Here is a 25853-nt window from a genome sequence, read left to right on the forward strand (position 1 = left end):
GTGATCACAGAACTTGAATTCAAAAGCCTGGCCGGCGAAGGCTACAACCGCATTCCGCTCATGGCCGAAGCCTTTGCGGACCTCGAAACCCCTCTCTCCCTGTACCTGAAGCTCGCGCACAGCAAAGACGGCGGCAAGCACAGCTTCCTGCTCGAATCCGTGGTGGGCGGCGAGCGCTTCGGGCGCTACAGCTTCATCGGCCTGCCGGCGCGCACGCTGCTGCGCGCCAGCGGCTTCGGCGCCAACGCCAAGACCGAGGTCGTGACCGATGGGCAGGTGGTGGAGTCCGCAGCGGGCAATCCGCTCGACTTCATCGAGGCCTACCAAAAGCGCTTCAAGGTGGCCCTGCGCCCTGGGCTGCCGCGCTTTTGCGGCGGTTTGGCTGGCTACTTCGGCTACGACGCGGTGCGCTACATCGAAAAGAAGCTTGAAGACACCTGCCCGCCCGACACGCTGGGCTGCCCCGACATCCTGCTGCTGCAGTGCGAGGAACTGGCCGTCATCGACAACCTGTCGGGCAAGCTCTACCTCATCGTCTACGCCGACCCGGCCCAGCCCGAGGCGTATGCCAAGGCCAAGAAGCGCCTGCGCGACCTCAAGGAGCAGCTCAAGTATTCGGTGAGTGCCCCCATCGTCAAGCCCACCGAGAGCCACCCCGCGCAGCGCGACTTCTCCAAGGCCGACTACCTGGCCGCCGTGGACCGCGCCAAGGAGCTGATCGCCGCCGGCGATTTCATGCAGGTGCAGGTGGGCCAGCGCATCCACAAGCGCTACACCGAAAGCCCGCTCTCGCTGTACCGCGCGCTGCGATCTTTGAACCCGTCGCCGTACATGTACTTCTACGACTTCGGCGACTTCCATGTGGTGGGCGCCAGCCCCGAGATCCTGGTGCGCCAGGAGAACACGCCCGAAGGCCAGAAGGTCACCATCCGCCCGCTGGCCGGCACCCGCCCCCGCGGCGCCACGCTGGAGAAGGACAAGGCGGCCGAGGTCGAGCTCATCAACGACCCCAAGGAGCGCGCCGAGCATGTGATGCTGATCGACCTGGCGCGCAACGACATCGGCCGCATCGCCAAGACCGGCACCGTGAAGGTGACCGAGGCCTTTGCCATCGAACGCTACAGCCATGTGATGCACATCGTGAGCAACGTGGAAGGCATCCTCAACGACGGCATGACGGCCATCGACGTGCTCAAGGCCACGTTCCCGGCCGGCACGCTCACCGGCGCGCCCAAGGTGCATGCGATGGAACTCATCGACCAGCTCGAGCCCACCAAGCGCGGCCTGTACGGCGGTGCCTGCGGCTACCTGAGCTACGCGGGCGACATGGACGTGGCCATTGCGATCCGCACTGGCATCATCAAGAACGGCACGCTCTACGTGCAGGCGGCGGCCGGCGTGGTGGCCGACTCGGTGCCCGAGCTGGAATGGAAGGAAACCGAGCACAAGGCCCGCGCCCTGCTGCGCGCGGCCGAACTCGTCGAGGAGGGGCTGGAATGAGCAACGCGACCCATACCGCCGACGCAGGCACCGGCGTCACGGCGCAGGCCATCGGCAAGGTGCAGCACTGCACCACCATGGCCGAGGTGCGTGCGCGCATCGACGCGCTCGACGACGTGCTCGTGCCCTTGCTGGTGGAGCGCAGCGGCTACATGACGCAGGCCGCGCGCATCAAGCAAAGCGACGCCCAGGTGCGCGACGTGGCCCGCATCGAGGCCATCGTGCGCCGCGTGCGCGCCGCGGCCCAAGCCGAAGGCGGCCAACCCGACCTGATCGAAGCCATCTACCGCGGCATCATGGAAGCCTCCATTGCCTACGAACACCGCGAGTTCGCGCGCTTGCGCGCCGGGCACGCCAGCGACGCGGCCGCACAACAGACCGCAGGGAGCGCAGCATGAAACTCTTGATGGTCGACAACTACGACAGCTTCACCTACAACATCGTGCAGTACTTCGGCGAACTGGGTGCCGAGGTCGAGGTGTTCCGCAACGACGAGATCACCCTCGAAGGCATCGCGCAGCGCGCCCCCGACCGCTTGGTGATCTCCCCCGGCCCGTGCTCGCCCGCCGAGGCCGGCATCTCGGTGGCGGCGATCCAGCACTTCGCGGGCAAGCTGCCCATCCTGGGCGTGTGCCTGGGCCACCAGAGCATCGGCGCCGCGTTCGGCGGCACCATCGTCCGTGCGCAAGAGCTCATGCACGGCAAGACCAGCGTCATCACCACCACGCAGCAGGGCGTGTTCGCGGGCCTGCCCGAAAAATTCACGGTCAACCGCTACCACTCGCTGGCCATCGAGCGCGCCGCGTGCCCCGACGTGCTGCAGGTCACCGCCTGGACGGATGACGGCGAGATCATGGGCGTGCGCCACAAGGAGCTGGCGATCCAGGGCGTGCAGTTCCATCCTGAAAGCATCCTCACCGAACACGGCCACGCGATGCTCAAGAACTTCCTGGAGCAGCGCGCATGATCATCGAAACGCACCAGTTGCTCATGTTCATCGCGGCCGGCTGGCTGCTCAACCTCACGCCCGGCCCCGACGTGCTCTACATCGTCTCCAACGCGCTGCGCTCCGGCACACGTGCTGGCATCGTGGCGGGCCTGGGGATCACCGCCGGGTGCTTCGTGCACATCTTCGCCGCTGCGGTGGGCGTGGGCGCGCTGCTGGCCGCATCGGCCACGGCGTTCACCGTGCTCAAGTGGGTGGGTGCGGCTTACCTGCTGTGGATGGGCGTGCGCATGCTGTTCTCCAAGGCATCGGGCGACGGCGGCAGCGGTGCGGCGATTGCCGCAGCCCAGGCGGCCCCGGCTGTTCCAGTCTCGCTGCGCAGCATTTTCATGGGCGGCTTCTGGACCAACGTGCTCAACCCCAAGGTCGCCATCTTCTTCCTGGCTTTCGTGCCACAGTTCATTGCGCCGGGCACGGACAACAAGGCGCTGGCCTTCGTGCTGCTGGGGGTGCTGTTCAACGTGAATGCCATCCCTGTGAACACGGCCTGGGCGCTGGCGGCGGGCTGGATGGCGCGCCGCGTGGGCGCGGTGCAGCGCGGCATGCACTGGCTCGACCGCGTCGCGGGTGCGATGTTCATCGGCTTCGGCCTCAAGCTGGCGTTCTCAGACCGCCCGGCGCCCTGAAAACCTAGAGACGGAGACCTATTCCCATGTCCATCACCCCTCAGGAAGCGCTGCAGCGCACCATCGAGCACCGCGAAATCTTCCATGACGAGATGCTGCACCTGATGCGCATGATCATGAGCGGCGAGCTGTCGCCCGTCATGACCGCGGCCATCGTCACCGGCCTGCGCGTGAAGAAGGAAACCATCGGCGAGATCACGGCGGCCGCGCAGGTCATGCGCGAGTTCTCCACCAAGGTCCACGTGCCGGACAGCAAGCACCTGGTGGACATTGTGGGCACGGGCGGTGACGGCGCCAACACCTTCAACATCTCCACCTGCTCCATGTTCGTGGCCGCAGCGGCGGGCGCCAAGGTCAGCAAGCACGGCGGGCGTGGCGTCTCCAGCAAGAGCGGCAGTGCCGACGTGATGGAGGCGCTGGGCATCCACATCAACCTCAAGCCCGAGCAGATCGCGCAGTGCATCGCAGAGGTGGGCATCGGCTTCATGTTCGCACCCAACCACCACCCGGCCATGAAGAACGTGGCCCCGGTGCGCAAGGAGCTGGGCGTGCGCACCATCTTCAACATCCTGGGCCCGCTGACCAACCCGGCCGGCGCGCCCAACATCCTGATGGGCGTGTTCCACCCCGACCTCGTGGGCATCCAGGTGCGCGCGCTGCAGCGCCTGGGCGCCGAACACGCCATGGTGGTCTACGGCCGCGACGGCATGGACGAAGTCAGCCTGGGCGCGGCCACCCTGGTGGGCGAGCTGAAGAACGGGCAGATCACCGAGTACGAAATCCACCCGGAGGACTTCGGCATGTCGATGTCCAGCAACCGCGCCTTGAAGGTCGAATCCCCCGAGCAGTCGCGCGAGATGCTGATCGGCGTGCTCAAGGGCGAACCCGGCGCCGCGCAGGACATCGTCTGCCTGAACGCGGGCGTGGCGCTGTATGCGGCCAACGTGGTCGACTCGGTGCCCGCAGGTCTGGCCAAAGCGCGGGCTGCGGTCGCCTCCGGCGCAGCGCTGGCCAAGCTTGAGCAGATGGTCACGCGCACGCATGCGCTGGCTGCATGAAGATCAACCCCCTGAGCGGCAGTGCCGCCTCCCCCTTTTCCTGCGCAGAGGGGGACGACACCCGCAGCCTGACAAAGCCAGCGCTGCGGTGTCCTCCGCTTCGGGCCGCGCGGGCGTTGCGCTCGCGCCATGTTTCAACGTTCAATCGCAACCCCGCCGGGGTTGAAAAGGCAGGTTTCCCATGAGCGACATCCTCAACAAGATCGTGGCCGTCAAGCACGAAGAAGTGGCCGCTGCCAAGAAGCGCACGCCCCTCGACGCCGTCCGTGCCGATGCCGAGAGCCGTGTGCTCACGCGCGACTTCGAAGGCGCGCTGCGCGCCAAGATCGCCAAGGGCCAGGCTGCGGTGATCGCCGAGGTCAAGAAGGCCAGCCCCAGCAAGGGCGTGCTGCGTGCGGATTTCATCCCGGCCGATATCGCGCAGAGCTATGCCGATGGCGACGGCCGGGTGAGTGCCGCCTGCCTGTCGGTGCTGACGGACAAGCAGTTCTTCCAGGGCAGTGTGGATTATCTGAAGCAGGCGCGCGCCAGCTGCCAGTTGCCCGTGCTGCGCAAGGACTTCATGGTCGATGCCTACCAGATCTATGAGTCGCGGGCCATGGGCGCCGATGCCGTCTTGCTGATCGCGGCGTGCCTCGATGACGCGCAGATGGCCGAGTTCGAGGCCATCGCGCGCAGCCTGGACATGGCGGTGCTGGTGGAGGTGCACGACGGCGCCGAGCTGGAGCGCGCGCTCCAGCTCAAGACGCCGCTCGTGGGCATCAACAACCGCAACCTGCGCACCTTCGAGGTCACGCTGGACACCACCCTGGGCCTGCTCAAGGATGTGCCCGCGGACCGGCTGCTGGTCACCGAGTCGGGCATCCTGAAGCCCGACGACGTGAAGCGCATGCGCGATGCTGGCGTGCACGCGTTTCTGGTGGGCGAGGCGTTCATGCGCGCGCCGGAGCCGGGCGAAGCGCTGGCAAAACTGTTCGCCTGATTGCCCGGTTACTCCTAAATCTATAGCTGGTTGCGCTTGTCCACCAAGCGATAAAGGCATTTTTGACCATGAATGACGCCGCTGCTAACCCCACCCAGCTGCAAAGCGCCGACCCGGCCGACTGGCCGGTGGCCCCAGGCTGGCAGCCCCTGGTCGATGCCTTCTTCGCCGGGGCGCGGGGGCAGTCGCTGCGCGCGTTCCTGCAGTCGCGGCTCGATGCCGGCGCGGTGATCTTCCCGCCGCGCCCGCTGCGCGCGCTGGAGCTCACACCGCCGGACGAGGTGCGCGTGGTCATCCTGGGCCAGGACCCGTACCACGGCCGCGGACAGGCCGAGGGGCTCGCGTTCTCGGTGGCGCCGGGCGTGCGCCTGCCGCCCTCGCTGCAGAACATCTTCAAGGAAATGCAGCGCGACCTGGGCGTGGCCTTCCCGCCGTTCCCGCAGCCCGGCGGCAGTCTGGTGAAGTGGGCGAAGAACGGCGTGCTGCTGCTCAACACCGGCCTCACGGTGGAAGAGGGCCAGCCCGCCAGCCACGCCGGCAAAGGCTGGGAAGCGCTGACCGACGCAGTCATCCGCCACGTGGCCGAGGGCGAGCGGCCGGTGGTGTTCATGCTCTGGGGCTCGCACGCGCAATCCAAGCGCGCCCTGATCCCCCAGGACCGCGGGCACCTGCTGCTCATGTCCAACCACCCCTCGCCGCTGTCCGCCCTGCGCCCGCCCGTGCCCTTCATCGGCAATGGGCACTTCGGCCAGGCGCGGGACTTCCGGGCGCAGCACGGCTATTGAGGGGCCGGGCAGCGCACCGCCCTCAAAGGCCCCGCGCGCGGGTTTGTGCGGGCGACTCGCCGTAGCGCTCGCGATAGAACGCCGAGAAACTGCTGGCCGTGGCAAAACCGCAGCCCAGCGCAATCTGCGCGATGCTTTGCGCGCTGCCCTGCAGCAGCAGCCTGCGGGCATGGTCCAGCCGCTGGTCGCGCAGCCACTGCATCGGCGACTGGCCGAAGCGGCTCTGAAACGCGTACTGCAGGGCCCTGACCGACAGGCCCCCCAGCTCGGCCAGCCCGCCGATGGTGAACCGGGCCCCCGGGTCGGCCAGCATGGCATCGCACACCCTGTCGATGGCGCGCCGCTCCCGCAGGCTGCCCGCGCGCGGCAGCGGGGGGGCGTCGGTCAGCCAGTCGGGCCTGAACAGCAGGACCAGCTGGCGGTACACGAAGTCCTGGAACCCGAGCTGGTGCAGAAGGTGGATGTGGTCCGCGTGCAGGTTGATGGTGGCGCCGATGTGGCGTGCCAGCGCCTCCAGGGACGGCCCGGTCGCCGCGGTGAGAAAGCGCGCGTGGCCGCAGTCCAGGTCCACCGGGTGGTCGGGCTCCAGCCCCCGCAGCGCCCGCGCCGCCGCGTGCAGCGCCTGCGGATCGATCTGCATCATGAGCACGTTCTGGTCCTGGCCGACAGCCTCCTGCGGGCCGGAGCCCACCGGCACGAAGAGGCACCGGGTGCCGTTCAACTCCAGCGTGCGGTTCTGGATGCGCAGCCGGTTGTTCCCTTGCAGCTGGAAGGCGACGGACGTGCGCGTGTTGTCGGACACGGACACCCGCAGCGATGTGAACGACGCAGCCATCACCGACATGCCGGGCAGCAGGATGGACGCGGTCCGCCCCGCAAAGCTCCCGTCGCGCGGCTTGGCATCGCAGTCCTGCAGCCGGGGCCACAGCGGCAGCACGGCGGCTCCGAATGCGGCCGGGGCGGAGAACGTCACGCAACGGTCGTCGCCGAAGAGCAAGGGGGTGGTACTGGCGTGTGAGGCAGGGAGCAATACCGCTGAATGCAAGAGGGTCGGTGCGTGAAGAGGCAGTGCCTGGGGTGTCAGGCCCGGTCCTCGGGCTTCGCAGTGTACCGCCGAGCTGCGCAGTCAACAGCGCCCAACGCACACGCATGATCACACTTTTGCGTTAAACGCGCAGGCAATTGCGCGAATCGTGTATACGCACGGGTAACCCCTTACGGACAATCCCGCAAGGCCGGGGGCACCGGCAGCCCCCGCGCAGCGCGCAGAGCACCCCCGCCGCGCTGCCATCAACCCGGAAAAGGAAACGTCGTCGTGCAATGGTTCAAGAAACTCACGGTGGGAAGCAAGCTGATCGGAGGCTTCCTCACTGTCGCGGCCATCGGCGCGCTGATCGGTGTCAACGGCATCCAGAAGTCTTCGCAGATCAATGACCTCGCCCAGCTGATGTACGAGCGCGAGATCGCCGGCATGCTGCACGCCACCGAAGCCAACATCAGCCTCATCGCCGCGGGCCGGTCCATGCGCAGTGCGGTGCTGTCGGCCACCGAGCAGGAGCGCGCAAGGCACCTGCAGTCCGTCACGCGCCGCCTGACGCTCGCGCAGAGCGAGCTGGAGAGTTCCACCCAGTATTTCGTGAGCGACGCCGGGAAGGCGCTGGCGCGTGATGCCGGCACGGCGCTGCGTGCCTATGCCAGCGGACTGGACCAGGTGGCCGTGCTGCTGCAAGGCGAGGAGCTGAACAGCACCCGCGCCTCCATCGACAAGATGCAGGCCGTTCGCCCCCTGGCGGACCAGGCCGACGATCTGCTGGGCCAGCTGGTCGAGCGCAAGCGCGGCGATGCGAAGGCGTTGAACCAGGAAACCGATGCGATCTACGGCCACATCCGCGTGCTGCTGATCACGCTGACGGCCGGTGGCGTGCTGGTGGGCTTGTTCGTGGGCATCGCCCTGACCCGCAGCCTCACGCGGTCCCTCGGGGGGGAGCCGGCGGACGTCGCGCAGGCCGCCAACGCGATTGCCGCCGGCAATCTGTCGCTGCCGATCGATACCTCGCGCGCCGGTGCCGGCAGCGTGGTGGCGGCGATGCACGGCATGCAGCGCTCCCTGCGCGAGGTGGTCGGAACCGTGCGCGAGGCCAGCGACAGCATCGCCACGGGCGCGAGCCAGATTGCGGTGGGCAACACCGACCTGTCCCAGCGTACCGAAGAGCAGGCCAGCAACCTGGAAGAAACCGACGCGTCGCGCCAGGCGGCCGACTTGGCGCGCACCGCCAGCGCTGCGGCCCAGGACGGCGGCCGGGTGGTGGGGCAGGTCGTGACCACGATGCAGGAGATCAACGCCTCCTCCCAGCGCATCTCCGACATCATCGGCGTCATCGACGGCATCGCGTTCCAGACCAACATCCTTGCGCTCAACGCCGCGGTGGAAGCGGCCCGGGCCGGCGAGCAGGGGCGCGGCTTCGCCGTGGTGGCGGGGGAAGTGCGCAGCCTGGCGCAAAAGAGCGCGCTGGCGGCCAAGGAGATCAAGGGCCTGATCCACGACAGCGTGGGCCGGGTGGAGAAAGGCAGCCAGCTGGTCAACGATGCCGGCCAGGTGATGGGCACGCTGGTCACCCAGGTGCGCAGCGTGGCCGACCTGATCGGCGAGATCACCTCGGCGACGCAGGAGCAGACCGCGGGCATCGGCCAGATCAACGAAGCGGTGATCCAGCTGGACACCGTGACGCAGCAGAACGCCGCCCTGGTGGAAGAAGCCGCCGCGGCCGCGGACAGCCTGAACCACCAGGCACAGCAACTGGTGCAGGCCGTCGCCGTCTTCGACCTGGGCGATGGCGCGCCACGCGCCGCCGCCACGTCAGGGCACACGGTGCCTGCGGCGCCGCTGCGCACGGCTGCGGCCCTGCCGCGCACGCAGCAGCGCGAGGCTTCGCAGCCCGCGGTGGGCGCCGGCAGTGGGCGGGTCGCGCTGGCGGCAGACGCCTGGAAGCAGTTCTGATGGAGCTGGAGGGCTCGGTGGCGCGCGTGTCGGCCGGGTGCCGCTGCGCACCGCGGGCATGGAGACGGAAAACGGCCGCATGCTGAAAAGGATTTCCGTGGAGCAGGCCGCGCCTGGCATGTTCGTTCACGCACTGGATGCGCCCTGGGTCTCCCATCCGTTCTGGTGCAGCCGGTTCACCCTGCACAGCGCAGACGACGTGCGGTCCCTGCGCCAGAGCGGCGTCGCGCATTGCTGGATCGATGTGTCGCGGGGCGCGGATGTCGCCGCCGGTGCTGCGCCCGGGGCTGAACTGCCCAGCACCCCCGCACAGCCCGGCCCGGTCGCCGTGCCGGTGGACAGGCCGCGCGCCGCACGGCCGCCCGGGGCCTCGGCCGGCGCCGACCCCCGGCGCGCCGAGCGGTTGGCGGCGCAGGCGCGCGATGCGGTCCGGGCGCTGTTCGTGCAAGCCCGCGCAGGGCAGGCGATCTGCCTGGACCACAGCCTGGCCATCGTGGACGAACTGGCGGCCCTGGTGGCCAGCCAGCCGGGCGCCCTGGTCGGCCTGGCGCGGTTGAAGAGCAAGGACGACTACACGTTCGCCCATTCCGTGGCCGTGTGCACGCTGATGATCGCCCTGGCCCGGCAGATCGGCATGGGGCCGGACCAGGTGAGGGAGGCCGGCATGTGCGGCCTGCTGCACGACGTGGGCAAGCTGCTGGTGCCCCGGCACATCCTGGACAAGCCGGGCAAGCTCACGCCTGAAGAATTCGGTGTGATGCAAAGGCATCCCCAGCAGGGCGTCGACATCCTGCGGCGCGGCGGCCATGTGCCGGACACGGTGATCGACGTCTGCCTGCACCACCACGAGAAGCTCGACGGCAGCGGCTACCCGCACGGCCTTGCCCAGGGGTAGATCAGCCTGCTGGCACGCATGGCGGCCGTTTGCGACGTGTACGACGCGGTCACCTCCGAGCGGGCCTACAAGAACGCCTGGGACCCGGCGATGGCCCTGGCCCGGATGGCGCAGTGGGAGGGGCACTTCGACCCCTCGGTCCTGCATGCCTTCGTGCGGGTCGTCGGCATCTATCCGGTGGGCTCGCTCGTGCGCCTGGCGTCCGACCGCCTGGCCGTCGTGGTCGAGCACAACCCGGGCGCGCTGACCGCCCCCAAGGTGAAGGTGTTCTTTTCGCTGCGCTCCCGGCTGCACACCGAGCAGCGGGTGGTGGACCTGTCCCGGCCTGGCGAGGCGGACCACATCGTGGCGCGGGAAGACCCGCACGCCAGCGGGTTCCCGCGGCTGGCGCATCTGTGGCAGCCGCACTGACGCGGCGGCGCGCCGGGCGCCCGGCGGATGCCTCTTGCGGCCCTCACCAGCGCCCCGGCAGCCGCTCCTTGAGCAGATCCAAGAACGCCTGCACGGCCACCGGCAGGCTGCGGCCGGCCAGGGTCTGCACCTCCAGGTCGCGCAGGTCCATGCCGGCGTCGCTGATGGGCACGGCCACCACGGCGCCGGCGGCCACCAGGTGGCGCGCCGCGATCTCGCTGGCCACCGACAGCCCGCCGCCGTGTGCCACGAAGTTGAGCACCGTCTTGGCGTGGTTGCTGATGAGCACCGCTTCGAGCTGCAGGCCCTGGCGGCTGCAGACGATGTCGATCATCTGGCGCACCGTGGTCTCGGCCGGTGGCAGGGCCAGGGGGTAGGCGGCCATCTGCGCCAGCGTGACGCTGGCCGCGCCCGCCAGCGCATGGCCGGGCGGCACGAGCGCCAGCACCGGGGCGTTTTGCCGGTAGGCCACCTCGATGTCCTTGTGCGGCGCGCGGCTGAAGCACAGGCCGATGTCGGCCGCGCCGCTGCGCACCGCGTCGGGCACCTGGGCGGTGGGCAGCGAGATCACGCTGAACTGGATGCCGGTGTGCGTGCGCTGGAACTCCACGCACAGGCGCGGCACGAGCTCGTTGGCAAAAGCGTCCGATGTGGCCAGGCGCACCTGCCCCGCACGCAGCCCCTGCAGCGCACCGATCTCGCCCAGCGCGCGCTCGGCGTCCAGCACCGTGCGCCGGGCGTGCACGGCCAAGATCTCGCCCGCGGCGGTCAGCACCATGCCGCGCGGGTGCCGGTCGAACAGCGGCGTGCCCAGCTGCGCCTCCAGCCCCGCGATCTGGCGGCTCAACGCCGAGGCGGCCACGTGCAGGCGGGCCGATGCCTCGGTGAGCGAGCCGCTGTGCGCCACCTCCAGGAAGTAGCGCAGGGCGGTGTCTTGCAGAAGCTGGGGGCGCATGGGGCAACGAGCGGGTATGGGGTTTGCAGTGTTTTGCCGTTGGGCAGCCCAAAGTATGAAGTGGTTTGCCGCCGCGGCAAAGCTGCTTGCCTATTTGGCGTTGGTGTTGCGGGCGCGGGCTTTCTAAGATGGTCGTGGGCGTTCGGGGCGTGTGCCGTGCCGCCGCCTGCTTGCCGGCCTGCCTCGCTGACACCCTGTCTGTCTTTCCGTCTGCTTGCCTGCGTCCTTTCCCTTCTTCTGGAGTACCTGTATGCGTCTTTTTCCGTGGAGCCGTCGTGTTCTGTTCATGGCCGGGCTGATGGTGTGGGGCGCAAGCGCACAGGCACAGGCCGCGTGGCCCGACAAGCCCGTGCGCGTGATCGTGCCGTTCCCGGCCAGCGGGGCGACCGACCTGGTCGCGCGCGTGGTCACCCAGCGCGTGGCGGCCGACCTGGGCCAGCAGATGGTGGTGGACAACAAGCCCGGCGCGGGCGGCACCATCGGCACGGCCGAAGCCGCCAAGGCCGCGCCGGACGGCTACACGCTGCTGCTCACCACGAGCAGCACGCACGCCATTTCGCCCCACCTGATGCCGCGCCTGGCTTATGACCCGCGCAAGGACTTCACGCCGGTGGCCCACGTGGCCGACGCACCCAGCGTGCTGCTGGTGACCAACTCCCTGCCCGTCAAGAACGTGGCCGAGCTGATCGCCTACGGCAAGGCCCATCCCGGCAAGCTCAACTACGCCACCAGCGGCAACGGCACCATCGTGCACCTGAACACCGCGGCCTTCAGCGCGCAGGCCGGCGTGGAGATGACGCACATCCCCTACAAGGGCACGGCGCTGGCCATTCCGGACCTGATCGCCGGGCAGACCCATGTGCTGTTCGATTCGCTGCCCACGGGCATGCCGCACGCCAAGGCCGGCCGCCTGCGCGCCCTGGCCGTGACCAGCGAAAAGCGCAGCACGCTGGCGCCGGAGCTGCCCACGCTGGCCGAGTCCGGCCTGCCCGGGTATTCGTCGGTGACCTGGTTCGGCGTGTACCTGCCCGCAGGCGCACCGCCGGCGCTGGTCGACAAGGTGCACAAGGCCTTTGCCAAGGCCGTGCAGGCGCCCGAAGTGGCCGAGAGCCTGGCCAAGCTGGGCGTGGAGCCCGCAGCGCCGCGCACGCCCGCGCAGTTCGGTGCGATGGTGCAGGCCGACAGCAACCGCTGGGCGACGGTGATTCGGCAGCACAAAATCACGGTGGAGTGACATCTCCCCGGTACCCGTTTGCCGTCAAACAACGACAGAACCGTTCACGCCGAGCTTGTCGAAGCGCCGCGCACGGCTTCGACAGGCTCAGCCCGAACGGCTTGGGCAGGAGCCGCCTTCGGCCCCTCGCCCGAGAGAACGACACCCTCGGTGCGGGGCGGGCCCTCCTCGGTGCCTCTCGCTTTGCGCCGCGCCAGTTTCAAGCGCCGCGAACCCTTGCGGGCAACCCATTCAGAACGCCATGAATAACCCAACCCTCGACTGGTCCCTTCCCTACGCCTCCCACCGCAGCGCGGTCATGGGGCGCAATGTGGTCTCCACCTCGCAGCCGCTGGCCGCGCAGGCGGGGCTGCGCATGCTGCTGGCGGGCGGCAACGCGGTGGATGCCGCCATCGCCGCCGCCATGGCGCTCACCGTGGTCGAGCCCACGGGTTGCGGCATCGGCAGCGACGGCTTTGCCATCGTGTGGGACGGCAAGGAACTGCACGGCCTCAATGCCTCGGGCCGCTCGCCGGCCGCGTGGTCGCCGGAGTACTTCGAGAAGCTGGGCGGCATCCCCGAGACGGGGTGGAATGCGGTGACCGTGCCGGGCGCCGTCTCGGCCTGGGTGGCGCTGTCCAAGCGCCTGGGCAAGCTGCCCTTCGCACAGCTGGCGCAACCCGCCATCGACTACGCGCGCCATGGTTTTCCGGTGTCGCCCACCATCGCCCGCCTGTGGGCGCTGGGCGGTGCCAAGCTGGGCGCGCAGCCCGGTTTCGCCGAATGCTTTCTGCCAGGTGGCCGTGCGCCGCAGGCGGGCGAGATCTTCCGCAGCGAGGCGCATGCCCGCACGCTGGAGCTGATCGCCGAGACGCAGGGCGAGGCCTTCTACCGCGGCGTCATCGCCGAGCGCATGGTGGCCCATGCGCAGGCCCACGGCGGCGCGATGACGCTCGAAGACCTGGCCTCGCACCATGCCGACTGGGTGGGCACCATCGAGCAGCGCTTCGGCGACTCGGTGATCCACGAGATCCCGCCCAACGGCCAGGGCATTGCTGCGCTGATGGCGCTGGGCATGCTCGACGCGCACGGTGTCGGCAAGCATCCGCTCGACAGCGTCGAGACCGTGCACGCGAGCATCGAGGCCATGAAGCTCGCGCTGGCCGACCTGGACCAGTACAACGCCGACATCGATGCGATGCCGGTCACTCCCCGCGACCTGCTGCAGGCCGACTACCTGCGCAGCCGCGCGGCGCTCATCGACCCCGAGCGTGCCGGCGACCCCGGCCACGGCGCGCCGCGGCCGGGCGGCACGGTGTACCTGGCGGCGGCCGATGCGTCCGGAATGATGGTCTCGTTCATCCAGTCCAACTACATGGGCTTCGGCTCGGGCGTGGTGGTGCCGGGCACGGGCATCAGCCTGCAGAACCGGGGCCACGGCTTCAACCTCAAGCCCGGCCACGCCAACGAAGTGGGCCCGCGCAAGCGCCCCTCGCACACCATCATTCCGGCGTTTGCGATGCACGCGGACGGCACGCCGCAGATGGCCTTTGGCGTGATGGGCGGCCCCATGCAGAGCCAGGGCCACACCCAGATGGCGCTGCGCGTGCTGCGCTACGGCCAGAACCCCCAGGCCGCCGCCGACGCGCCCCGCTGGCGCGTGACCGGCGGCAAGGGCGTGGCCGTGGAGCCCGCGTTCGACCCCGCCGTGGTGGCGGCGCTGCGTGCGCGGGGCCACGAGGTCACGGTGGAAGAGGGCAACGGCGTGTTCGCCTTCGGCGGCGCGCAACTCGTGCTGCGCGAGGGCGGTCACTACATCGCCGGCTCCGACCCGCGCAAGGACGGGCACGCGGTCGCTTTCTGACCACCGGCCCTGGCGCGCAGGCGGCGGGGGCGCAGGCCGTCCACGGCCGCGGCGCGCGTGTCAGCCCGCTGCGCAGTCCGGAAAGCGCTTTTGCAACTCGGCCGCCGGCATGGTCTCTGCCACGTCGATGTTGCGCACGAGGGGGATGTACTCGCCCGGGTCGGTGAAGCGCATCAGGGTGCTCACCACCTGGTTCCTCGGGCCGTTCTTCATCTGGCAGCCGGCCAGCTCCAGGCCCAGGCTCAGTTCCCGCGGCCCGTCGTCGGCGGCCTTCCAGGCCAGGGCCTTGTCGCGCAGCGCCTGCAGGCGCGGCAGGGCGGCAGGCTCGATGCGCCAGACCTGCACCACGGTATGGATGGACTCGTACGGCGCCAGCGGGCTGCGTTCCGCGGTGCTGCGCAGTTCCTGCAGCGGCAGCTTTTCTTCCAGGCGTTCCACCGTGTCGCGGCCACCGGGCAGGTGCACCTTGCGCGACACGCCCACCGACAGCACCAGCGACTGACCGTGCAGCCGCAGGCTCGGGCTGTGCACCACGGCTGCGCGCAGCGCCGCGGGGTCCAGGGTTTCGATCTGCAGCTTGCGCAGCTTCCAGAGCGACGACACCGGCACGCTGCCGCATGCGGCGAGCAGCCCCGCGGCGCACACAGCCAGCAGCAAGGGTCTGCTCCACAGTGCCCGGCGGCTGCCGTAAAAAGCTGAGTGGGCAGCGCGCAGCAGTGCGGGTGCGGGCTCAGGGTTGCTCGGGGAAGACAGGGAGCTGGGTTGCATGGGGCAATAATTACTGTAAAACGGCATGTTATTATTGTTTTACAGAAAATTCCAGGTGCCCAGATGCCTCATTCCTTTGCTTTGCAGCGCTCATCGGTCCACAGCACCGCCTTTCGGCGGCTGGCCTGGGGGCTGCTCGTGGCCAGCTGGGCCTGTGCGCTGGTGTCCATCGGGCTGTCGTTGGCGCGCTGGGCCGCCATCGGGCATGCGATGGATTGGGGGCGCTGGCTGCCTGTGACCGTGGTGCCTGCGCAGGCCATGGTGGCGGGCGTGGTCGCCCCGGCAACGATGGACACGGCCTGGCGCTGGCTGGGCGTGGCGCTGGAGTGCATACCCGGCCTGGCCTTGTTGTACACCGTGCTGTGCGTGCACCGCATCTGCCGCGCCTTCTTGCGCGGCGAGGTGTTCGGTCCGGAGGTCGTGCGCGGTTTCAGGGGCGTGGGCTGGGGCTTTCTGGCGATGTTCGTGGCGTCGCTGGTCTACCAGGTCGGCGTCTCGGCGCTGCTGTCGTGGCTCGCGTCGGGGCAAAAGGGCGGTATGGTCGTGCTGGGCGTGAGCTCGTTCGAGATGAGTGTGGTGGTGGTCGGGCTGATGATGCTGCTGCTGGCCCACGTGCTCGCCGAGGGCAGCCGCCTGAAGGCCGAATCCGATGCGTTTGTCTGAAAACAGGTTCCGAGAGCGACTGCCACACCATGACGATTGTTGTCACCCTGGATGAGATGCTGGTACGCCGCAAGGTCAAGTCGCGCGATCTGGCGGCCCACGTGGGCATCACCGAGGCCAACCTGTCCTTGCTCAAGAGCGGCAAGGTCAAGGGCGTGCGCTTCGAGACGCTGTCGGCCATCTGCGAGTACCTGCAGTGCCAACCCGGCGACCTGCTGGCGTGGGTGGACAGTGGCGGCGATGGCGCCGACGACGGCGCGGTGCAAGAAGGCGTGTAAGTGCGCCAGTGGGGCTGGGGTGCCGCTTCCGTCAGCCGGCGCAGGCGCGTGGCGGTGGCCGTGCTGGCCTCCGTGCTGCTGCACGGCGTCATCCTGACCGCGTGGAATCTGCCAAGCAGCCGCATCTTCCCGTCGCCACCACCGCCGCCATCCGCATCACCGCGACAGGCGATGGAGGTGCAGTGGATCACGCCTGCCGAGGTGCTGCAGCCCGCCACGGCGGTGCGCGAGCCGGAGCGTGCGCAGGCTCGCCCCCAGGGTTCCGTTCCCGCATTTGCATCGCGGCCGGTGCGTGCGGCAGAACGCCCCCGCAGCGCCAATGCGCCCGCCGAGGCAGTGACCGGCACGGTCATCGACGCCCCGGCACCTGCCGTGCAGCAGCCCCCTGCACAGGCCGCGACTGCCGCGGCGCCCGCGCCGCAGCTGCCTGCGTCCGACAGCCGGATGGCCGATGCCCCGCTGCGCTGGAGCCCCGACGCCGTGGGCCGTGCCGACCGCCAGGAGCGCGAATGGCAGCGTCGCCACGGTGAGGTTCCGGCGGCGCAACGGGCGGCCGGCGCAGGTGCTGCCATGCCTTGGGGTGGCGCGGTTGCGACCCGTGAATGGCGTGGGGGCGATGGGTCGCGCGTGGCGCAGGTGCAGGGCCTGGGCGGCAGCAGTTACTGCGTGCGGTTGCCATCGGCCAATCGCCTGCCCGATGTGGGCGCCGCACCGCGCGTGGCGCCCGTCACCAACTGCCCTTGATCCCGCCGATTGCCCTGGGGCCGCCGGGCCGCATCGCCGGTCAGCGCGCGGGCGTGCGCTCCAGCAGCATCGCGTCGCCGTAGCTGAAGAAGCGGTACTTCTGTGCGATGGCGTGGCGGTACAGGCCCATCACATGCGCGTAGCCGGCAAAGGCGCTCACCAGCATCATCAGCGTGCTCTTGGGCAGGTGGAAGTTGGTGATCAGCACGTCCACCACCTGAAAGGCAAACCCCGGCGTGATGAAGATGCTGGTGTCGCCCGACGCCTGGCCCGAGCGGGCCCATGATTCGAGCGTGCGCACCGTGGTCGTGCCCACCGCCACCACGCGGCCGCCGCGCTGGCGGCAGCGCTCCAGCGCGGCCAGCGTGGCGTGCGGCACCTCGTACCACTCGCTGTGCATCTGGTGCTCGGCCAGGTTCTCGGTCTTTACCGGCTGGAAGGTGCCGGCGCCCACGTGCAGCGTGACGCTGGCGCGCTCGATGCCGCGCGCCGCCAGGTCGTCCAGCACGCCGTCGTCGAAGTGCAGCGCGGCCGTGGGCGCGGCCACGGCGCCGGGGTTGCGGGCGAACACGGTCTGGTAGCGCTGGGTGTCCTCGGCTTCGTCGGGGTCGTGGTCGGCGTTCTGCTGGCGCTCGATGTAGGGCGGCAGCGGCAGGTGGCCGTGGCGCTCCATCAGCTCCCAGGGCGATTCGCCCGCGGGGCCCTGCAGCGCAAAGCGGAACAGCGGGCCGTCATCATGGGGCCAGCGCGACAGCAGCGTGGCGTCGAAGCCGCCGCCGTGGCGCCCGCCGGCCATGTGCACGGTGCTGCCGGGCAGGGGCTTCTTGCTGACCTTCATGTGGGCGACGACTTCATTGCCCGGGTTGTCGGCTTCGGCGGGCAGCACGCGCTCGATCAACAGCTCCAGCTTGCCGCCGCTGGCCTTCTCGCCAAAGATGCGCGCCTTGACCACGCGCGTGTCGTTGAACACCAGCAGGTCGCCCGCGCGCAGCAGGCCGGGCAGGTCGCGGAAGATGCGGTCGGCAGGCTCGATGGCGCGGCCGTCGAGCAGGCGCGATGCGCTGCGCTCTGCGGCGGGGTGCTGGGCGATGAGTTCGGGGGGCAGCGAGAAGTCGAAGTCGCTGAGGGTGTAGGCGCGCGGCGCGCCGGGGTCGATGTCGGTCATGGTGCTTGAGGGCCGGACGGGCCCGTGCCAAGAAAGGCGGAGGTCAGGGGAAGAAAGGGTGCGATTGTCCCACGCGGCCTCCTGCATTACGCGCCACGGGCCGTGCCGGAGCGCGATGCGCCCGAGCGGGCCTGGCGGCCCGGGACCGGGGAAAAGACGCGCGCCTTCAGGCGCTGGCCACGGTAACCGTGGTAGCCTTTTTGATTCGATTGCTTTGTTCGCACCACCCCGCTCCATGCCTGCCGCTGCCCCCCGCGTTCCCCTGAGCCCCAAAGCCGCGGCAGCGCCTGCTGGCGCGGCCAAAGGCGGCGCTTCGGTGGCGCAGAAGGCGATGCACAAGCTGGGCCTCCAGCGCGATATCGACCTGGCGCTGCACCTGCCCCTGCGCTACGAGGACGAGACCCGCATCACGCCGCTGGCCAACGCGCGCGACGGCCAGATGGTGCAGGTCGAAGCCACCGTGATCGCCAGCGAGGTACAGCTGCGGCCGCGCCGCCAGCTGCTGGTGCAGGTCGAGGACGACACCGGCACCTGCGAACTGCGCTTCTTCAGCTTCTACCCCTCGCACCAGAAGACCCTGTCGGTGGGCGCGCGCCTGCGCATCCGCGGCGAGGTCAAGGGCGGATTCTGGGGCCGGCAGATGCTGCACCCGGCGTTTCGCCTGGCGGGCGGCGAGTTGCCCGCCGCGCTCACGCCCGTCTACCCCACCACGGCCGGCCTGCCGCAGCCCTACCTGCGCCGCGCGGTGGTCGGTGCGCTGGCCCGGGTGGACCTGTCGGACACGCTGCCCCCTGGCACCGAGCCGCCGTATGCGCGGTTCAATAGCCAAAATGGCCTCCCGCGCTTGTTCAGCCTGCGCGAGGCGCTCACTTTTTTGCATCACCCCACGCCGGACGTGGCGATGTCCACGCTGGAAGACCACAGCCACCCGGCCTGGCAGCGGCTCAAGGTGGAGGAGCTGCTGGCCCAGCAGCTGTCGCAGCAGCAATCGCGCCGCGCGCGGGACATGCTGCGTGCGCCCGTGCTGCACGTGCGTCGGCCCACCGATGGTGCGCTGCCGCTGCACGAGCAACTGATGGCCGTGCTGCCCTTCAGCCTGACCGCCGCGCAGCGCCGCGTGGGCGAGGAGATCGCGGCCGACCTGGCGCGCCAGGTGCCCATGCACCGGCTGCTGCAGGGCGACGTGGGCTCGGGCAAGACCGTGGTCTCCGCCTTGGCCGCGTGCCTTGCCATGGACGCGGGCTGGCAGTGCGCGTTGATGGCGCCCACCGAAATTCTGGCCGAACAGCATTTCGCCAAGATGATCGGCTGGCTCGAACCGCTGCTGGCCGCGCGCGGCCGCAAGGTGGCCTGGCTGGTGGGCGGGCAAAAGAAGAAGGACCGCACCGCCATGCTCGCGCTGGTCGAGAGCGGCGAGGCCGCGCTGGTGGTGGGCACCCACGCCGTGATCCAGGATCAGGTGCGGTTCAAGAACCTGGCGCTGGCCATCATCGACGAGCAGCACCGCTTTGGCGTCGCGCAGCGGCTGGCGCTGCGGCAAAAGCTGGCCGAGCACGGCATGGAGCCGCACATGCTGATGATGAGCGCCACGCCCATCCCGCGCACGCTGGCCATGAGCTACTACGCCGACCTCGACGTCTCGGTGATCGACGAGCTGCCTCCGGGCCGCACGCCCATCGTCACCAAGCTGATCGCCGACAGCCGCAAGGACGAAGTCATCGAGCGCATCGGCGCCCAGGTGCAGGCCGGCCGGCAGGTGTACTGGGTGTGCCCGCTGATCGAGGAAAGCGAGGCGCTGGACCTGAGTAACGCCACGGCCACGCACGCCGACCTGAGCGAAGCCTTGCCAGGCTGCATGGTGGGCCTGCTGCACTCGCGCATGCCCACCGCCGAGAAAAAGGCGGTGATGGCGCTGTTCACCAGCGGCCAGATGGGCGTGCTGGTCAGCACCACCGTGATCGAGGTGGGGGTGGACGTGCCCAATGCCTCGCTCATGGTCATCGAGCATGCCGAGCGTTTCGGCCTGTCGCAACTGCACCAGCTGCGCGGCCGCGTGGGCCGCGGCGCGGCGGCGTCGGCCTGCGTGCTGCTGTATGCCACCAACGACAGCGGCCGCGTGGGCGAGACCGCCAAGGAACGCCTGCGCGCCATGGCCGAGACCAACGACGGCTTCGAGATCGCCCGCCGCGACCTGGAGATCCGCGGCCCCGGCGAGTTCCTGGGCGCGCGCCAGTCGGGCGACGCGCTGCTGCGCTTTGCCGACCTGGCCACCGACACCGTGCTGCTCGACTGGGCCCGCGAGCTGGCGCCGGTCATGCTGGACCGCTACCCGGACCTGGCGGCGAAACACGTGGCGCGCTGGTTGGGTGGAAAATCGGACTATCTGAAGGCATGAAGATGGCATTCCCCCGAAGCCGCCACGGGCAGGGGACTGCCATTCACCCCCAGCCCAGGAACAGACCATGACCCTGACCGAACTCAAATACATCGTCGCCGTGGCGCGCGAGAAGCACTTTGGCCATGCGGCCGATGCCTGCTATGTCTCGCAGCCCACGCTGTCGGTGGCGATCAAGAAGCTGGAGGAAGAGCTCGATGTGAAGCTCTTCGAGCGCAGCGCGGGCGAGGTGTCGGTCACGCCGCTGGGCGAGGAGATCGTTCGGCAGGCGCAGAGCGTGCTGGAGCAGGCCGCGGCCATCAAGGAGATCGCCAAGCGCGGCAAGGACCCGCTGGCGGGCCCGCTGACCCTGGGCGTGATCTACACCATCGGGCCCTACCTGCTGCCCGACCTGGTGCGCCAGGCCATCGGCCGCTCGCCCCAGATGCCGCTGATGCTGCAGGAGAACTTCACCGTCAAGCTGCTGGAGATGCTGCGCACCGGCGAGATCGACTGCGCCATCCTGGCCGAGCCGTTCCCCGACACCGGGCTGGCCATGGCGCCGCTGTACGACGAGCCCTTCATGGCGGCCGTGCCCAGTTCGCATCCGCTGGCGGCCAAGAAGTCCGTCACCGCCGCCGAGCTCAAGAGCGAGACCATGCTGCTGCTGGGCTCGGGCCACTGCTTTCGCGACCATGTGCTCGAGGTCTGCCCCGAGTTCGCGCGCTTTTCCAGCAACGCCGAGGGCATCCGCAAGTCGTTCGAGGGCTCGTCGCTCGAGACCATCAAGCACATGGTGGCGGCAGGCATGGGCGTGACGCTGGTGCCGCGCCTGTCGGTGCCGCGCGATGCGCTGCTCACGGTGTCGCGCCGCCGCAAGAGCGACGAAACCTACGTGCGCTACCTGCCCATCCGCGAAGAGGACGGCAGTCCGCCGCCCATGCGCCGCGTGGTGCTGGCCTGGCGGCGCAGCTTCACCCGCTACGAGGCGATTGCCGCGCTGCGCAACGCGGTGTACGCGTGCGAGTTGCCGGGCGTCAAGCGGCTGTCCTGAACATCGCTTCGACGGCTGTTTCGATCGCCGCCTGAGCAGGGCGGCAAGGGCTACACTTTCGCCCCGCATGGCGTGCAGTCTTTCAGGGGCCCGCCACGGGCGGCGACAACGCGCTGCCCGGACTGCAGGCCGAGCGACAGGCGGCCCGCAGGCGCCGTGCGCACTCCACAACCCAAGGAAAACAAGCAATGAAGAAGATTCTGATGGCCGCCAGCCTGGCCGTGGGCCTGGCCGCGTGCACCAGCATGCCCACCGACACCGCAGGTGCAGGCACCGTGAAGAAGGCCGACATGGACCGCCTGGTGGCCGTGCTGCCCGCTGCAGCGCAAGGCAGCTTCACCGAGTTCCTGGCCCAGGCCGCGCGCGAGAACCCGCTGCTGCGCGCCAGCGTGGCGGCCTATGCGGCCAAGCAGCCGCTGGCGGGCGATGACCTGGTCAACATCAGCCGGCTGCTGGGCCTGTACAACCGCCTGCACAACCAGGCCGCGGTGATCGACGCCACGGCGAAGATGGTGGCCATCCCCACGGTGCGCGCCGACAAGGTGCCGCCGCACGAGGACAAGAACATCATCGCCTTCGGCGCGCTGGTCGAGGGCATGGCCCGCGACTTCGGCCTGGTGTACCGCAACGTGGACAACCGCATCTTCGAAGTGAAGCTGCCCGGCAGCAGCAGTGAGGAGTTCGGCATCCTCACCCACGCCGACGTGGTGCCCGTGGTGGCCGACGAATGGGTGCTGGACGACGGCACGCGCCTGGACCCCTTCAAGCTCACCCGCGTGGGCGGCAACCTGTACGGCCGCGGCTCCATCGACGACAAGGGCTCCATCGCTGCCGTGCTGTACGCCATGAAGGCCGTGAAGGAAAGCGGCCTGCCGCTGTCGCGCACCATCCGCCTCATGATCGAGACGACCGAAGAGACCGGTGGCGACGCGATGAAGTACTACCGCGCCAAGACCGCGCTGCCCGAGTACAACATCGTGCTGGACAGCAAGTACCCCGCCGTGGTGGCCGAAAAGGGCTCCGGCGCGCTGCGCGCCTCGTTCGCGCTGGGGCCGGCGGCCGGTGCCGGTGCCACCGCCATCACCGCCATGGCAGGGGCCGCATCGACCAATGCCGTGCCGCAGACCGCCACGGCCAGGCTGCAAGGCGGCAACACCGCCGATGTGGCGGCGCGCCTGAACGCTGCCAAGGCTGCGTTCGTCGAGAAGTACAAGCCGCAGGGTGGCCCCTTCAGCATCGACGTCACGCAGGACGGCGCCGCCGTGCAGGTGAAGGTGACCGGCGCATCGGCCCACGGCTCGCGCCCTGAAGAAGGCGTGAACCCGCTGCCGCGCCTGGCGCTGTTCCTCAAGGAGTCCGGCGTCGCGCTGGCCCCCAACGGTTACGCGCAGGCCGTGCGCTACCTTACCGACCTGTATGGCACCGACTACCTGGGCCGCACGCTGGGCCTGGCGTATGCCGACGACTTCATGGGCCCGCTGACCATGTCGCCCAACCTCGTGCGCGAGAAGGATGGCCAGGTCGATGTGCTCGTGAACGTGCGCATGCCCCGCGGCAGCACGCCCGAGGCGCTCTCGCAGGCCACCTCGGCCAGGATCAAGGCCTGGGGCACCCAGGCCGGCGTGGCGGTGGAGGTGGACCACCAACAGGGCAACTGGATGGCCCGCGACCCCAAGGGCGCCTGGCTCTCCACGTTGCTCAACACCTTCGGCGACACCACGGGCCTCGAAGCCAAGCCCGTGCCCACGGCCGGCAGCACCACGGCCAAGCTCATGCCCAACGCCATCAACTTCGGCCCCGCCATGCCCGGCAAGAAATACACGGCGCACAACGCCAAGGAGTTCAAGGAAGTGGTGGACCTGGACGCGGACATGCAGATGTTCACCGAGATGCTCGTGCGCATCGGGAATTTGAGCCAGATGCAGTGATGGCGTTGGCGCCTGCGCTACAGTGACCACCAGCCGCCGTGCGCTGCGGCTCCGGAGCCTTCCGGACCACGGCGCACGGCGGATTCCATCGATTGACCGCCATCCCAACGAAGGAGCTTCCCATGGCCAAGGCCCCCAAGACCACCACACCTGCCACCACCGCCCCCCGCATCAACATCGGCATCAGCGACAAGGACCGCGCCGCCATCGCGCAAGGCCTCTCGCGCCTGCTGGCGGACACCTACACGCTGTACCTGACCACGCACAACTTCCACTGGAACGTGACGGGCCCGATGTTCAACACGCTGCACACCATGTTCATGGCGCAGTACACCGAGCTGTGGAACGCGGTCGACCCGGTCGCCGAGCGCATTCGCTCGCTGGGCCACGTGGCCCCCGGCTCGTACGCCGAATTCGGCAAGCTGGCCACCGTGCCCGACGCGCCCAGCCAGCCGCCCAAGGCGCTGGAGATGGTGCGCATCCTGGTCGAAGGCCATGAGGCCGTGGCCCGCACCGCGCGCAGCCTGTTCCCGCTGGCCGACAAGGCCAGCGACGAGCCCACCGCCGACCTGCTGACCCAGCGCCTCACGGTGCACGAGCAGACCGCGTGGATGCTGCGCTCGCTGCTGGAAGAATGAGAGCCGGGTAAGTAAGCCACCGCTTCGGTGGCAGCCCAGGGCCGCCGCTCCGGTGCACCGGAGCGGCCATCCCGCGTGCCGGGGGACGTCTGCAAAGTGCGTTTTGTCCTACAGAACGTGTGAGCAGTTGTACGGATGATGCGAGTTTTGATCATGCTGCCCATCGCGGCGGTGTGGCGGCTGGACCAACCCGGTGATCTATGCGAATCCTGTACGTTGAAGACAACCCCGAGCTGCGCGAAACCATCGGCATGCTGATGGAAGGCGACGGCCAGACGGTGACCTCGTGCGCCACGGCCGAAGAGGCGCTGGCCCTTGATGCCGAGGACCCCTTCGACCTGCTCGTCTCCGACGTCAGCCTGCCCGGCATGTCGGGCACGGACCTGGCCCGCAAGGTGCTGGCCGTGGACCCGCAGCGCTGGGTGGTGCTGTGCACCGGCTACGAGCTGGGCGACTATGCCTCCGCCTGGGGCCCGAACGTGCGCACGCTGCTCAAGCCCTTCGAGCTGGAAGACCTGGAGAGCCTGCTGGACTCCATCCGCGCTGCAGTCCACCGCACCGCGGCCTGACAGGCACTTCGGCGCCGCCCGCCGCCCGCTGCCCGGACGCCGCGCCTTCGCTCTGAGCCCTGTCCCCGAGCCTTCGCCCTGAGCCGGCCTGTACCGCAGCAGTACAGGCCACCCCGACCCCCCACCCCTTCCCGTCCCTGTCGAGCCCCCGCCGGGTTGGCTTTGGGCCTGCGCCCGCGCTACGCCAGCCTGTCTCCCGGCCTGTCCGCCCGCCGGTCGGCGGCTGGGCAGGGCGCCACCCGCGGCAGCTCCACCCGAAAGCGCGTGGTGCCGTCCTGCGAGGACGCATGGATGTGCCCGCCGTGCGCCCGCACGATCTGGTGGGCGATGAACAGGCCCAGGCCCAGCCCCTGATGGCGCCCGGGCGCGCGCTCCCGCCCGCGGAACGGGTCGAACAGATGGGGCAGCAGGTCGGGCGCGATGGTGCCGCCGTTGGCCACCTCCAGCACCAGCGTGTCGGCCAGGCGCCCGTCCAGCAGCACCTGCACCGGCTCGCCTTCCGTCCCGTGGTGCACGGCATTGCCGACCAGGTTGGTCACCACCTGGCACAGCCGCTCGCCGTCCCATGTGCCTGACAGGTCCCCCTGCAGCGTGGACGCGATGGTGCGGTCCGGGTGGCCGGTCTGGATTTCACCCAGGACGCGCTGCACCAGCACCTGCATGTCGGTCGGGCCGGGCTGAAGGCCCAGCCCGCCGGCCTGGCGGATGCGGGTGACGTCCAGCAGGTCCTCGATCATGCCGGCCATGCGCTGGCTGCTGCTGAGCACGCGGTCCGCCATGGCTTCGATCTTGTCCGGCTCGGGTTGGCGCTTGAGCAGGGTGGCCGCCGCCGTGATCGACATCAGCGGGGTGCGCAGGTCGTGGCTTAGCACGGCCATGAACATCTCGTTGATGCGCAGCGCCTGGGTGCGTTCGTGCAACTCGTGGGCCAGCGCCTGCTTGCGCCGGTGCAGGTCGAAGAACACCTGGGCCTTGGTGGCGAGCATGTGCGGGTCGATGGGCTTGTACAGAAAGTCCACCGCCCCGGTTTCGTAGCCCCGGAACTGCCAGTTCTGCTCGCGCGAACCGGCGGTCATGAAGATCAGCGGGATGTGCCGCGTGCGTTCGCTGCCGCGCATCAGCTCGGCCAGTTCGAACCCGTTCATCTCGGGCATCTGCACGTCCAGCAGCGCCAGGGCCACGTCGCTGTGGCTGAGCAGCAGCTCCAGCGCCTCGGGGCCCGACTGGGCCTTCAGGATCTCGATGCCTTCACGCTGCTGCAGCAGGGCTTCGAGCGCGATCAGGTTCTCCTGCACGTCATCGACCAGCAGGCACTTGATGCGCTCGGTGGGCGCAGGCGGGGGGGGCGATGTCAGGGGGGTCATCGGGCGGTCCGGGTA

At 69.4% G+C, this 25853-nt stretch carries 25 protein-coding genes; 20 read left to right on the forward strand and 5 right to left on the reverse strand.

Translation table 11 applies throughout. The features are described 5' to 3' along the window. The 7 genes from trpE to ACIGHN_RS14075 all read left to right on the forward strand — a co-directional run bounded on the left by trpE (position 1) and on the right by ACIGHN_RS14075 (position 5957). Positions 1–1500, forward strand: coding sequence for an anthranilate synthase component I (trpE, locus tag ACIGHN_RS14045; protein ID WP_396504888.1), 1500 nt, complete (start codon positions 1–3; stop codon positions 1498–1500). Beyond that, positions 1497–1898, forward strand: a complete 402-nt coding sequence (locus ACIGHN_RS14050; RefSeq protein ID WP_396504890.1) for a chorismate mutase — start codon at positions 1497–1499, stop codon at positions 1896–1898. The genes trpE and ACIGHN_RS14050 overlap by 4 nt, the downstream gene beginning before the upstream one ends. After that, positions 1895–2467: an aminodeoxychorismate/anthranilate synthase component II gene (locus ACIGHN_RS14055; RefSeq protein ID WP_056420432.1), complete on the forward strand. Its 573-nt coding sequence runs from the start codon at positions 1895–1897 to the stop codon at positions 2465–2467. The genes ACIGHN_RS14050 and ACIGHN_RS14055 overlap by 4 nt, the downstream gene beginning before the upstream one ends. Then, positions 2464–3132 (forward strand): LysE family translocator, encoded by a 669-nt coding sequence (locus ACIGHN_RS14060; protein WP_200912462.1) that lies wholly within the window; start codon positions 2464–2466, stop codon positions 3130–3132. The genes ACIGHN_RS14055 and ACIGHN_RS14060 overlap by 4 nt, the downstream gene beginning before the upstream one ends. A 26-nt stretch (positions 3133–3158) precedes the next feature. Beyond that, complete coding sequence (gene trpD, locus ACIGHN_RS14065; protein WP_396504892.1) at positions 3159–4190, forward strand: anthranilate phosphoribosyltransferase; 1032 nt, start codon at positions 3159–3161, stop codon at positions 4188–4190. A 181-nt stretch (positions 4191–4371) separates the two neighbouring features. Beyond that, positions 4372–5172, forward strand: coding sequence for an indole-3-glycerol phosphate synthase TrpC (gene trpC / locus ACIGHN_RS14070; RefSeq protein WP_396504894.1), 801 nt, complete (start codon positions 4372–4374; stop codon positions 5170–5172). A gap of 68 nt (positions 5173–5240) precedes the next feature. Then, entirely contained in the window at positions 5241–5957 is a 717-nt protein-coding gene (locus tag ACIGHN_RS14075; protein ID WP_396504896.1) for a uracil-DNA glycosylase, read from the forward strand. Positions 5958–5979: 22 nt separating this feature from the next. Here ACIGHN_RS14075 and ACIGHN_RS14080 read toward each other — a convergent pair whose 3' ends face one another. Continuing rightward, positions 5980–6930, reverse strand: a complete 951-nt coding sequence (locus ACIGHN_RS14080) for a helix-turn-helix domain-containing protein (RefSeq protein WP_396504897.1) — start codon at positions 6928–6930, stop codon at positions 5980–5982. 342 nt (positions 6931–7272) lie between these two features. Here ACIGHN_RS14080 and ACIGHN_RS14085 point away from each other — a divergent pair, with 342 nt between their 5' ends. From ACIGHN_RS14085 to ACIGHN_RS14095, 3 genes are all read left to right on the forward strand, one after another. Beyond that, positions 7273–8955, forward strand: a complete 1683-nt coding sequence (locus ACIGHN_RS14085) for a methyl-accepting chemotaxis protein (RefSeq protein ID WP_396504898.1) — start codon at positions 7273–7275, stop codon at positions 8953–8955. A 79-nt stretch (positions 8956–9034) separates the two neighbouring features. Next, positions 9035–9850 (forward strand): HD-GYP domain-containing protein, encoded by an 816-nt coding sequence (locus ACIGHN_RS14090; RefSeq protein ID WP_396504899.1) that lies wholly within the window; start codon positions 9035–9037, stop codon positions 9848–9850. A gap of 18 nt (positions 9851–9868) precedes the next feature. Next, a complete protein-coding gene (locus ACIGHN_RS14095) occupies positions 9869–10261 on the forward strand; it encodes an HD-GYP domain-containing protein (protein ID WP_396504900.1) in 393 nt (130 codons plus the stop codon). A 43-nt stretch (positions 10262–10304) separates the two neighbouring features. Here ACIGHN_RS14095 and ACIGHN_RS14100 read toward each other — a convergent pair whose 3' ends face one another. Next, entirely contained in the window at positions 10305–11216 is a 912-nt protein-coding gene (locus tag ACIGHN_RS14100; protein WP_056420417.1) for a LysR family transcriptional regulator, read from the reverse strand. A gap of 250 nt (positions 11217–11466) precedes the next feature. On the opposite strand from ACIGHN_RS14100, the gene ACIGHN_RS14105 reads away from it, so the two are divergent. Then, complete coding sequence (locus ACIGHN_RS14105) at positions 11467–12450, forward strand: Bug family tripartite tricarboxylate transporter substrate binding protein (protein WP_396504902.1); 984 nt, start codon at positions 11467–11469, stop codon at positions 12448–12450. Positions 12451–12691: 241 nt separating this feature from the next. Beyond that, entirely contained in the window at positions 12692–14293 is a 1602-nt protein-coding gene (locus tag ACIGHN_RS14110) for a gamma-glutamyltransferase family protein (RefSeq protein WP_396504904.1), read from the forward strand. A 60-nt stretch (positions 14294–14353) separates the two neighbouring features. Here the strand turns inward: ACIGHN_RS14110 and ACIGHN_RS14115 are convergent, their stop codons facing one another. Then, a complete protein-coding gene (locus ACIGHN_RS14115) occupies positions 14354–15061 on the reverse strand; it encodes a hypothetical protein (RefSeq protein WP_396504906.1) in 708 nt (235 codons plus the stop codon). A 63-nt stretch (positions 15062–15124) separates the two neighbouring features. Here ACIGHN_RS14115 and ACIGHN_RS14120 point away from each other — a divergent pair, with 63 nt between their 5' ends. The 3 genes from ACIGHN_RS14120 to ACIGHN_RS14130 are packed head-to-tail and all read left to right on the forward strand — an operon-like array spanning position 15125 to position 16746. After that, positions 15125–15724 carry a DUF2975 domain-containing protein gene (locus ACIGHN_RS14120; RefSeq protein WP_235504098.1) on the forward strand — a complete coding sequence of 200 codons (600 nt, stop codon included), beginning with the start codon at positions 15125–15127 and terminating at the stop codon, positions 15722–15724. Positions 15725–15753: 29 nt separating this feature from the next. Further along, positions 15754–16002 (forward strand): helix-turn-helix transcriptional regulator, encoded by a 249-nt coding sequence (locus tag ACIGHN_RS14125; protein WP_056172504.1) that lies wholly within the window; start codon positions 15754–15756, stop codon positions 16000–16002. After that, positions 16003–16746, forward strand: coding sequence for a hypothetical protein (locus tag ACIGHN_RS14130; protein ID WP_396504909.1), 744 nt, complete (start codon positions 16003–16005; stop codon positions 16744–16746). Positions 16747–16786: 40 nt separating this feature from the next. Here ACIGHN_RS14130 and queA read toward each other — a convergent pair whose 3' ends face one another. Next, positions 16787–17911 (reverse strand): tRNA preQ1(34) S-adenosylmethionine ribosyltransferase-isomerase QueA, encoded by a 1125-nt coding sequence (gene queA, locus ACIGHN_RS14135; protein WP_056420400.1) that lies wholly within the window; start codon positions 17909–17911, stop codon positions 16787–16789. A gap of 235 nt (positions 17912–18146) precedes the next feature. On the opposite strand from queA, the gene recG reads away from it, so the two are divergent. The 5 genes from recG to ACIGHN_RS14160 all read left to right on the forward strand — a co-directional run bounded on the left by recG (position 18147) and on the right by ACIGHN_RS14160 (position 24474). Further along, on the forward strand, positions 18147–20306 hold the full coding sequence (recG, locus tag ACIGHN_RS14140; RefSeq protein WP_056420397.1) for an ATP-dependent DNA helicase RecG: 2160 nt from the start codon (positions 18147–18149) through the stop codon (positions 20304–20306). A gap of 67 nt (positions 20307–20373) precedes the next feature. After that, on the forward strand, positions 20374–21339 hold the full coding sequence (locus ACIGHN_RS14145) for a LysR substrate-binding domain-containing protein (RefSeq protein WP_396504911.1): 966 nt from the start codon (positions 20374–20376) through the stop codon (positions 21337–21339). Positions 21340–21527: 188 nt separating this feature from the next. Next, positions 21528–23267 carry a dipeptidase gene (locus ACIGHN_RS14150; RefSeq protein WP_396504913.1) on the forward strand — a complete coding sequence of 580 codons (1740 nt, stop codon included), beginning with the start codon at positions 21528–21530 and terminating at the stop codon, positions 23265–23267. A 122-nt stretch (positions 23268–23389) separates the two neighbouring features. Further along, positions 23390–23905, forward strand: a complete 516-nt coding sequence (locus ACIGHN_RS14155; protein WP_396504915.1) for a Dps family protein — start codon at positions 23390–23392, stop codon at positions 23903–23905. Between the two features lie 200 nt (positions 23906–24105). Continuing rightward, positions 24106–24474 (forward strand): response regulator, encoded by a 369-nt coding sequence (locus tag ACIGHN_RS14160; RefSeq protein ID WP_056420388.1) that lies wholly within the window; start codon positions 24106–24108, stop codon positions 24472–24474. A 179-nt stretch (positions 24475–24653) separates the two neighbouring features. Here ACIGHN_RS14160 and ACIGHN_RS14165 read toward each other — a convergent pair whose 3' ends face one another. After that, positions 24654–25838, reverse strand: a complete 1185-nt coding sequence (locus tag ACIGHN_RS14165) for an ATP-binding protein (protein WP_396504918.1) — start codon at positions 25836–25838, stop codon at positions 24654–24656. Between the last annotated feature and the right edge of the window lie 15 nt (positions 25839–25853).

This window comes from Acidovorax sp. NPDC077693, assembly GCF_044542805.1.
Lineage (GTDB): Bacteria > Pseudomonadota > Gammaproteobacteria > Burkholderiales > Burkholderiaceae_C > Acidovorax.

What these genes read in the sequence shown, in the direction of transcription:
- ACIGHN_RS14050 (WP_396504890.1), top strand. Translation starts at nt 1,497, where the DNA reads ATGAGCAACGCGACCCATACCGCCGACGCAGGCACCGGCGTCACGGCG.
- ACIGHN_RS14055 (WP_056420432.1), top strand. Translation starts at nt 1,895, where the DNA reads ATGAAACTCTTGATGGTCGACAACTACGACAGCTTCACCTACAACATC.
- ACIGHN_RS14060 (WP_200912462.1), top strand. Translation starts at nt 2,464, where the DNA reads ATGATCATCGAAACGCACCAGTTGCTCATGTTCATCGCGGCCGGCTGG.
- trpD (WP_396504892.1), top strand. Translation starts at nt 3,159, where the DNA reads ATGTCCATCACCCCTCAGGAAGCGCTGCAGCGCACCATCGAGCACCGC.
- trpC (WP_396504894.1), top strand. Translation starts at nt 4,372, where the DNA reads ATGAGCGACATCCTCAACAAGATCGTGGCCGTCAAGCACGAAGAAGTG.
- ACIGHN_RS14075 (WP_396504896.1), top strand. Translation starts at nt 5,241, where the DNA reads ATGAATGACGCCGCTGCTAACCCCACCCAGCTGCAAAGCGCCGACCCG.
- ACIGHN_RS14090 (WP_396504899.1), top strand. Translation starts at nt 9,035, where the DNA reads ATGCTGAAAAGGATTTCCGTGGAGCAGGCCGCGCCTGGCATGTTCGTT.
- ACIGHN_RS14095 (WP_396504900.1), top strand. Translation starts at nt 9,869, where the DNA reads ATGGCGGCCGTTTGCGACGTGTACGACGCGGTCACCTCCGAGCGGGCC.
- ACIGHN_RS14100 (WP_056420417.1), bottom strand. Translation starts at nt 11,216, where the DNA reads ATGCGCCCCCAGCTTCTGCAAGACACCGCCCTGCGCTACTTCCTGGAG.
- ACIGHN_RS14105 (WP_396504902.1), top strand. Translation starts at nt 11,467, where the DNA reads ATGCGTCTTTTTCCGTGGAGCCGTCGTGTTCTGTTCATGGCCGGGCTG.
- ACIGHN_RS14110 (WP_396504904.1), top strand. Translation starts at nt 12,692, where the DNA reads ATGAATAACCCAACCCTCGACTGGTCCCTTCCCTACGCCTCCCACCGC.
- ACIGHN_RS14115 (WP_396504906.1), bottom strand. Translation starts at nt 15,061, where the DNA reads ATGCAACCCAGCTCCCTGTCTTCCCCGAGCAACCCTGAGCCCGCACCC.
- ACIGHN_RS14120 (WP_235504098.1), top strand. Translation starts at nt 15,125, where the DNA reads ATGCCTCATTCCTTTGCTTTGCAGCGCTCATCGGTCCACAGCACCGCC.
- ACIGHN_RS14125 (WP_056172504.1), top strand. Translation starts at nt 15,754, where the DNA reads ATGACGATTGTTGTCACCCTGGATGAGATGCTGGTACGCCGCAAGGTC.
- queA (WP_056420400.1), bottom strand. Translation starts at nt 17,911, where the DNA reads ATGACCGACATCGACCCCGGCGCGCCGCGCGCCTACACCCTCAGCGAC.
- recG (WP_056420397.1), top strand. Translation starts at nt 18,147, where the DNA reads ATGCCTGCCGCTGCCCCCCGCGTTCCCCTGAGCCCCAAAGCCGCGGCA.
- ACIGHN_RS14145 (WP_396504911.1), top strand. Translation starts at nt 20,374, where the DNA reads ATGACCCTGACCGAACTCAAATACATCGTCGCCGTGGCGCGCGAGAAG.
- ACIGHN_RS14150 (WP_396504913.1), top strand. Translation starts at nt 21,528, where the DNA reads ATGAAGAAGATTCTGATGGCCGCCAGCCTGGCCGTGGGCCTGGCCGCG.
- ACIGHN_RS14155 (WP_396504915.1), top strand. Translation starts at nt 23,390, where the DNA reads ATGGCCAAGGCCCCCAAGACCACCACACCTGCCACCACCGCCCCCCGC.
- ACIGHN_RS14160 (WP_056420388.1), top strand. Translation starts at nt 24,106, where the DNA reads ATGCGAATCCTGTACGTTGAAGACAACCCCGAGCTGCGCGAAACCATC.
- ACIGHN_RS14165 (WP_396504918.1), bottom strand. Translation starts at nt 25,838, where the DNA reads ATGACCCCCCTGACATCGCCCCCCCCGCCTGCGCCCACCGAGCGCATC.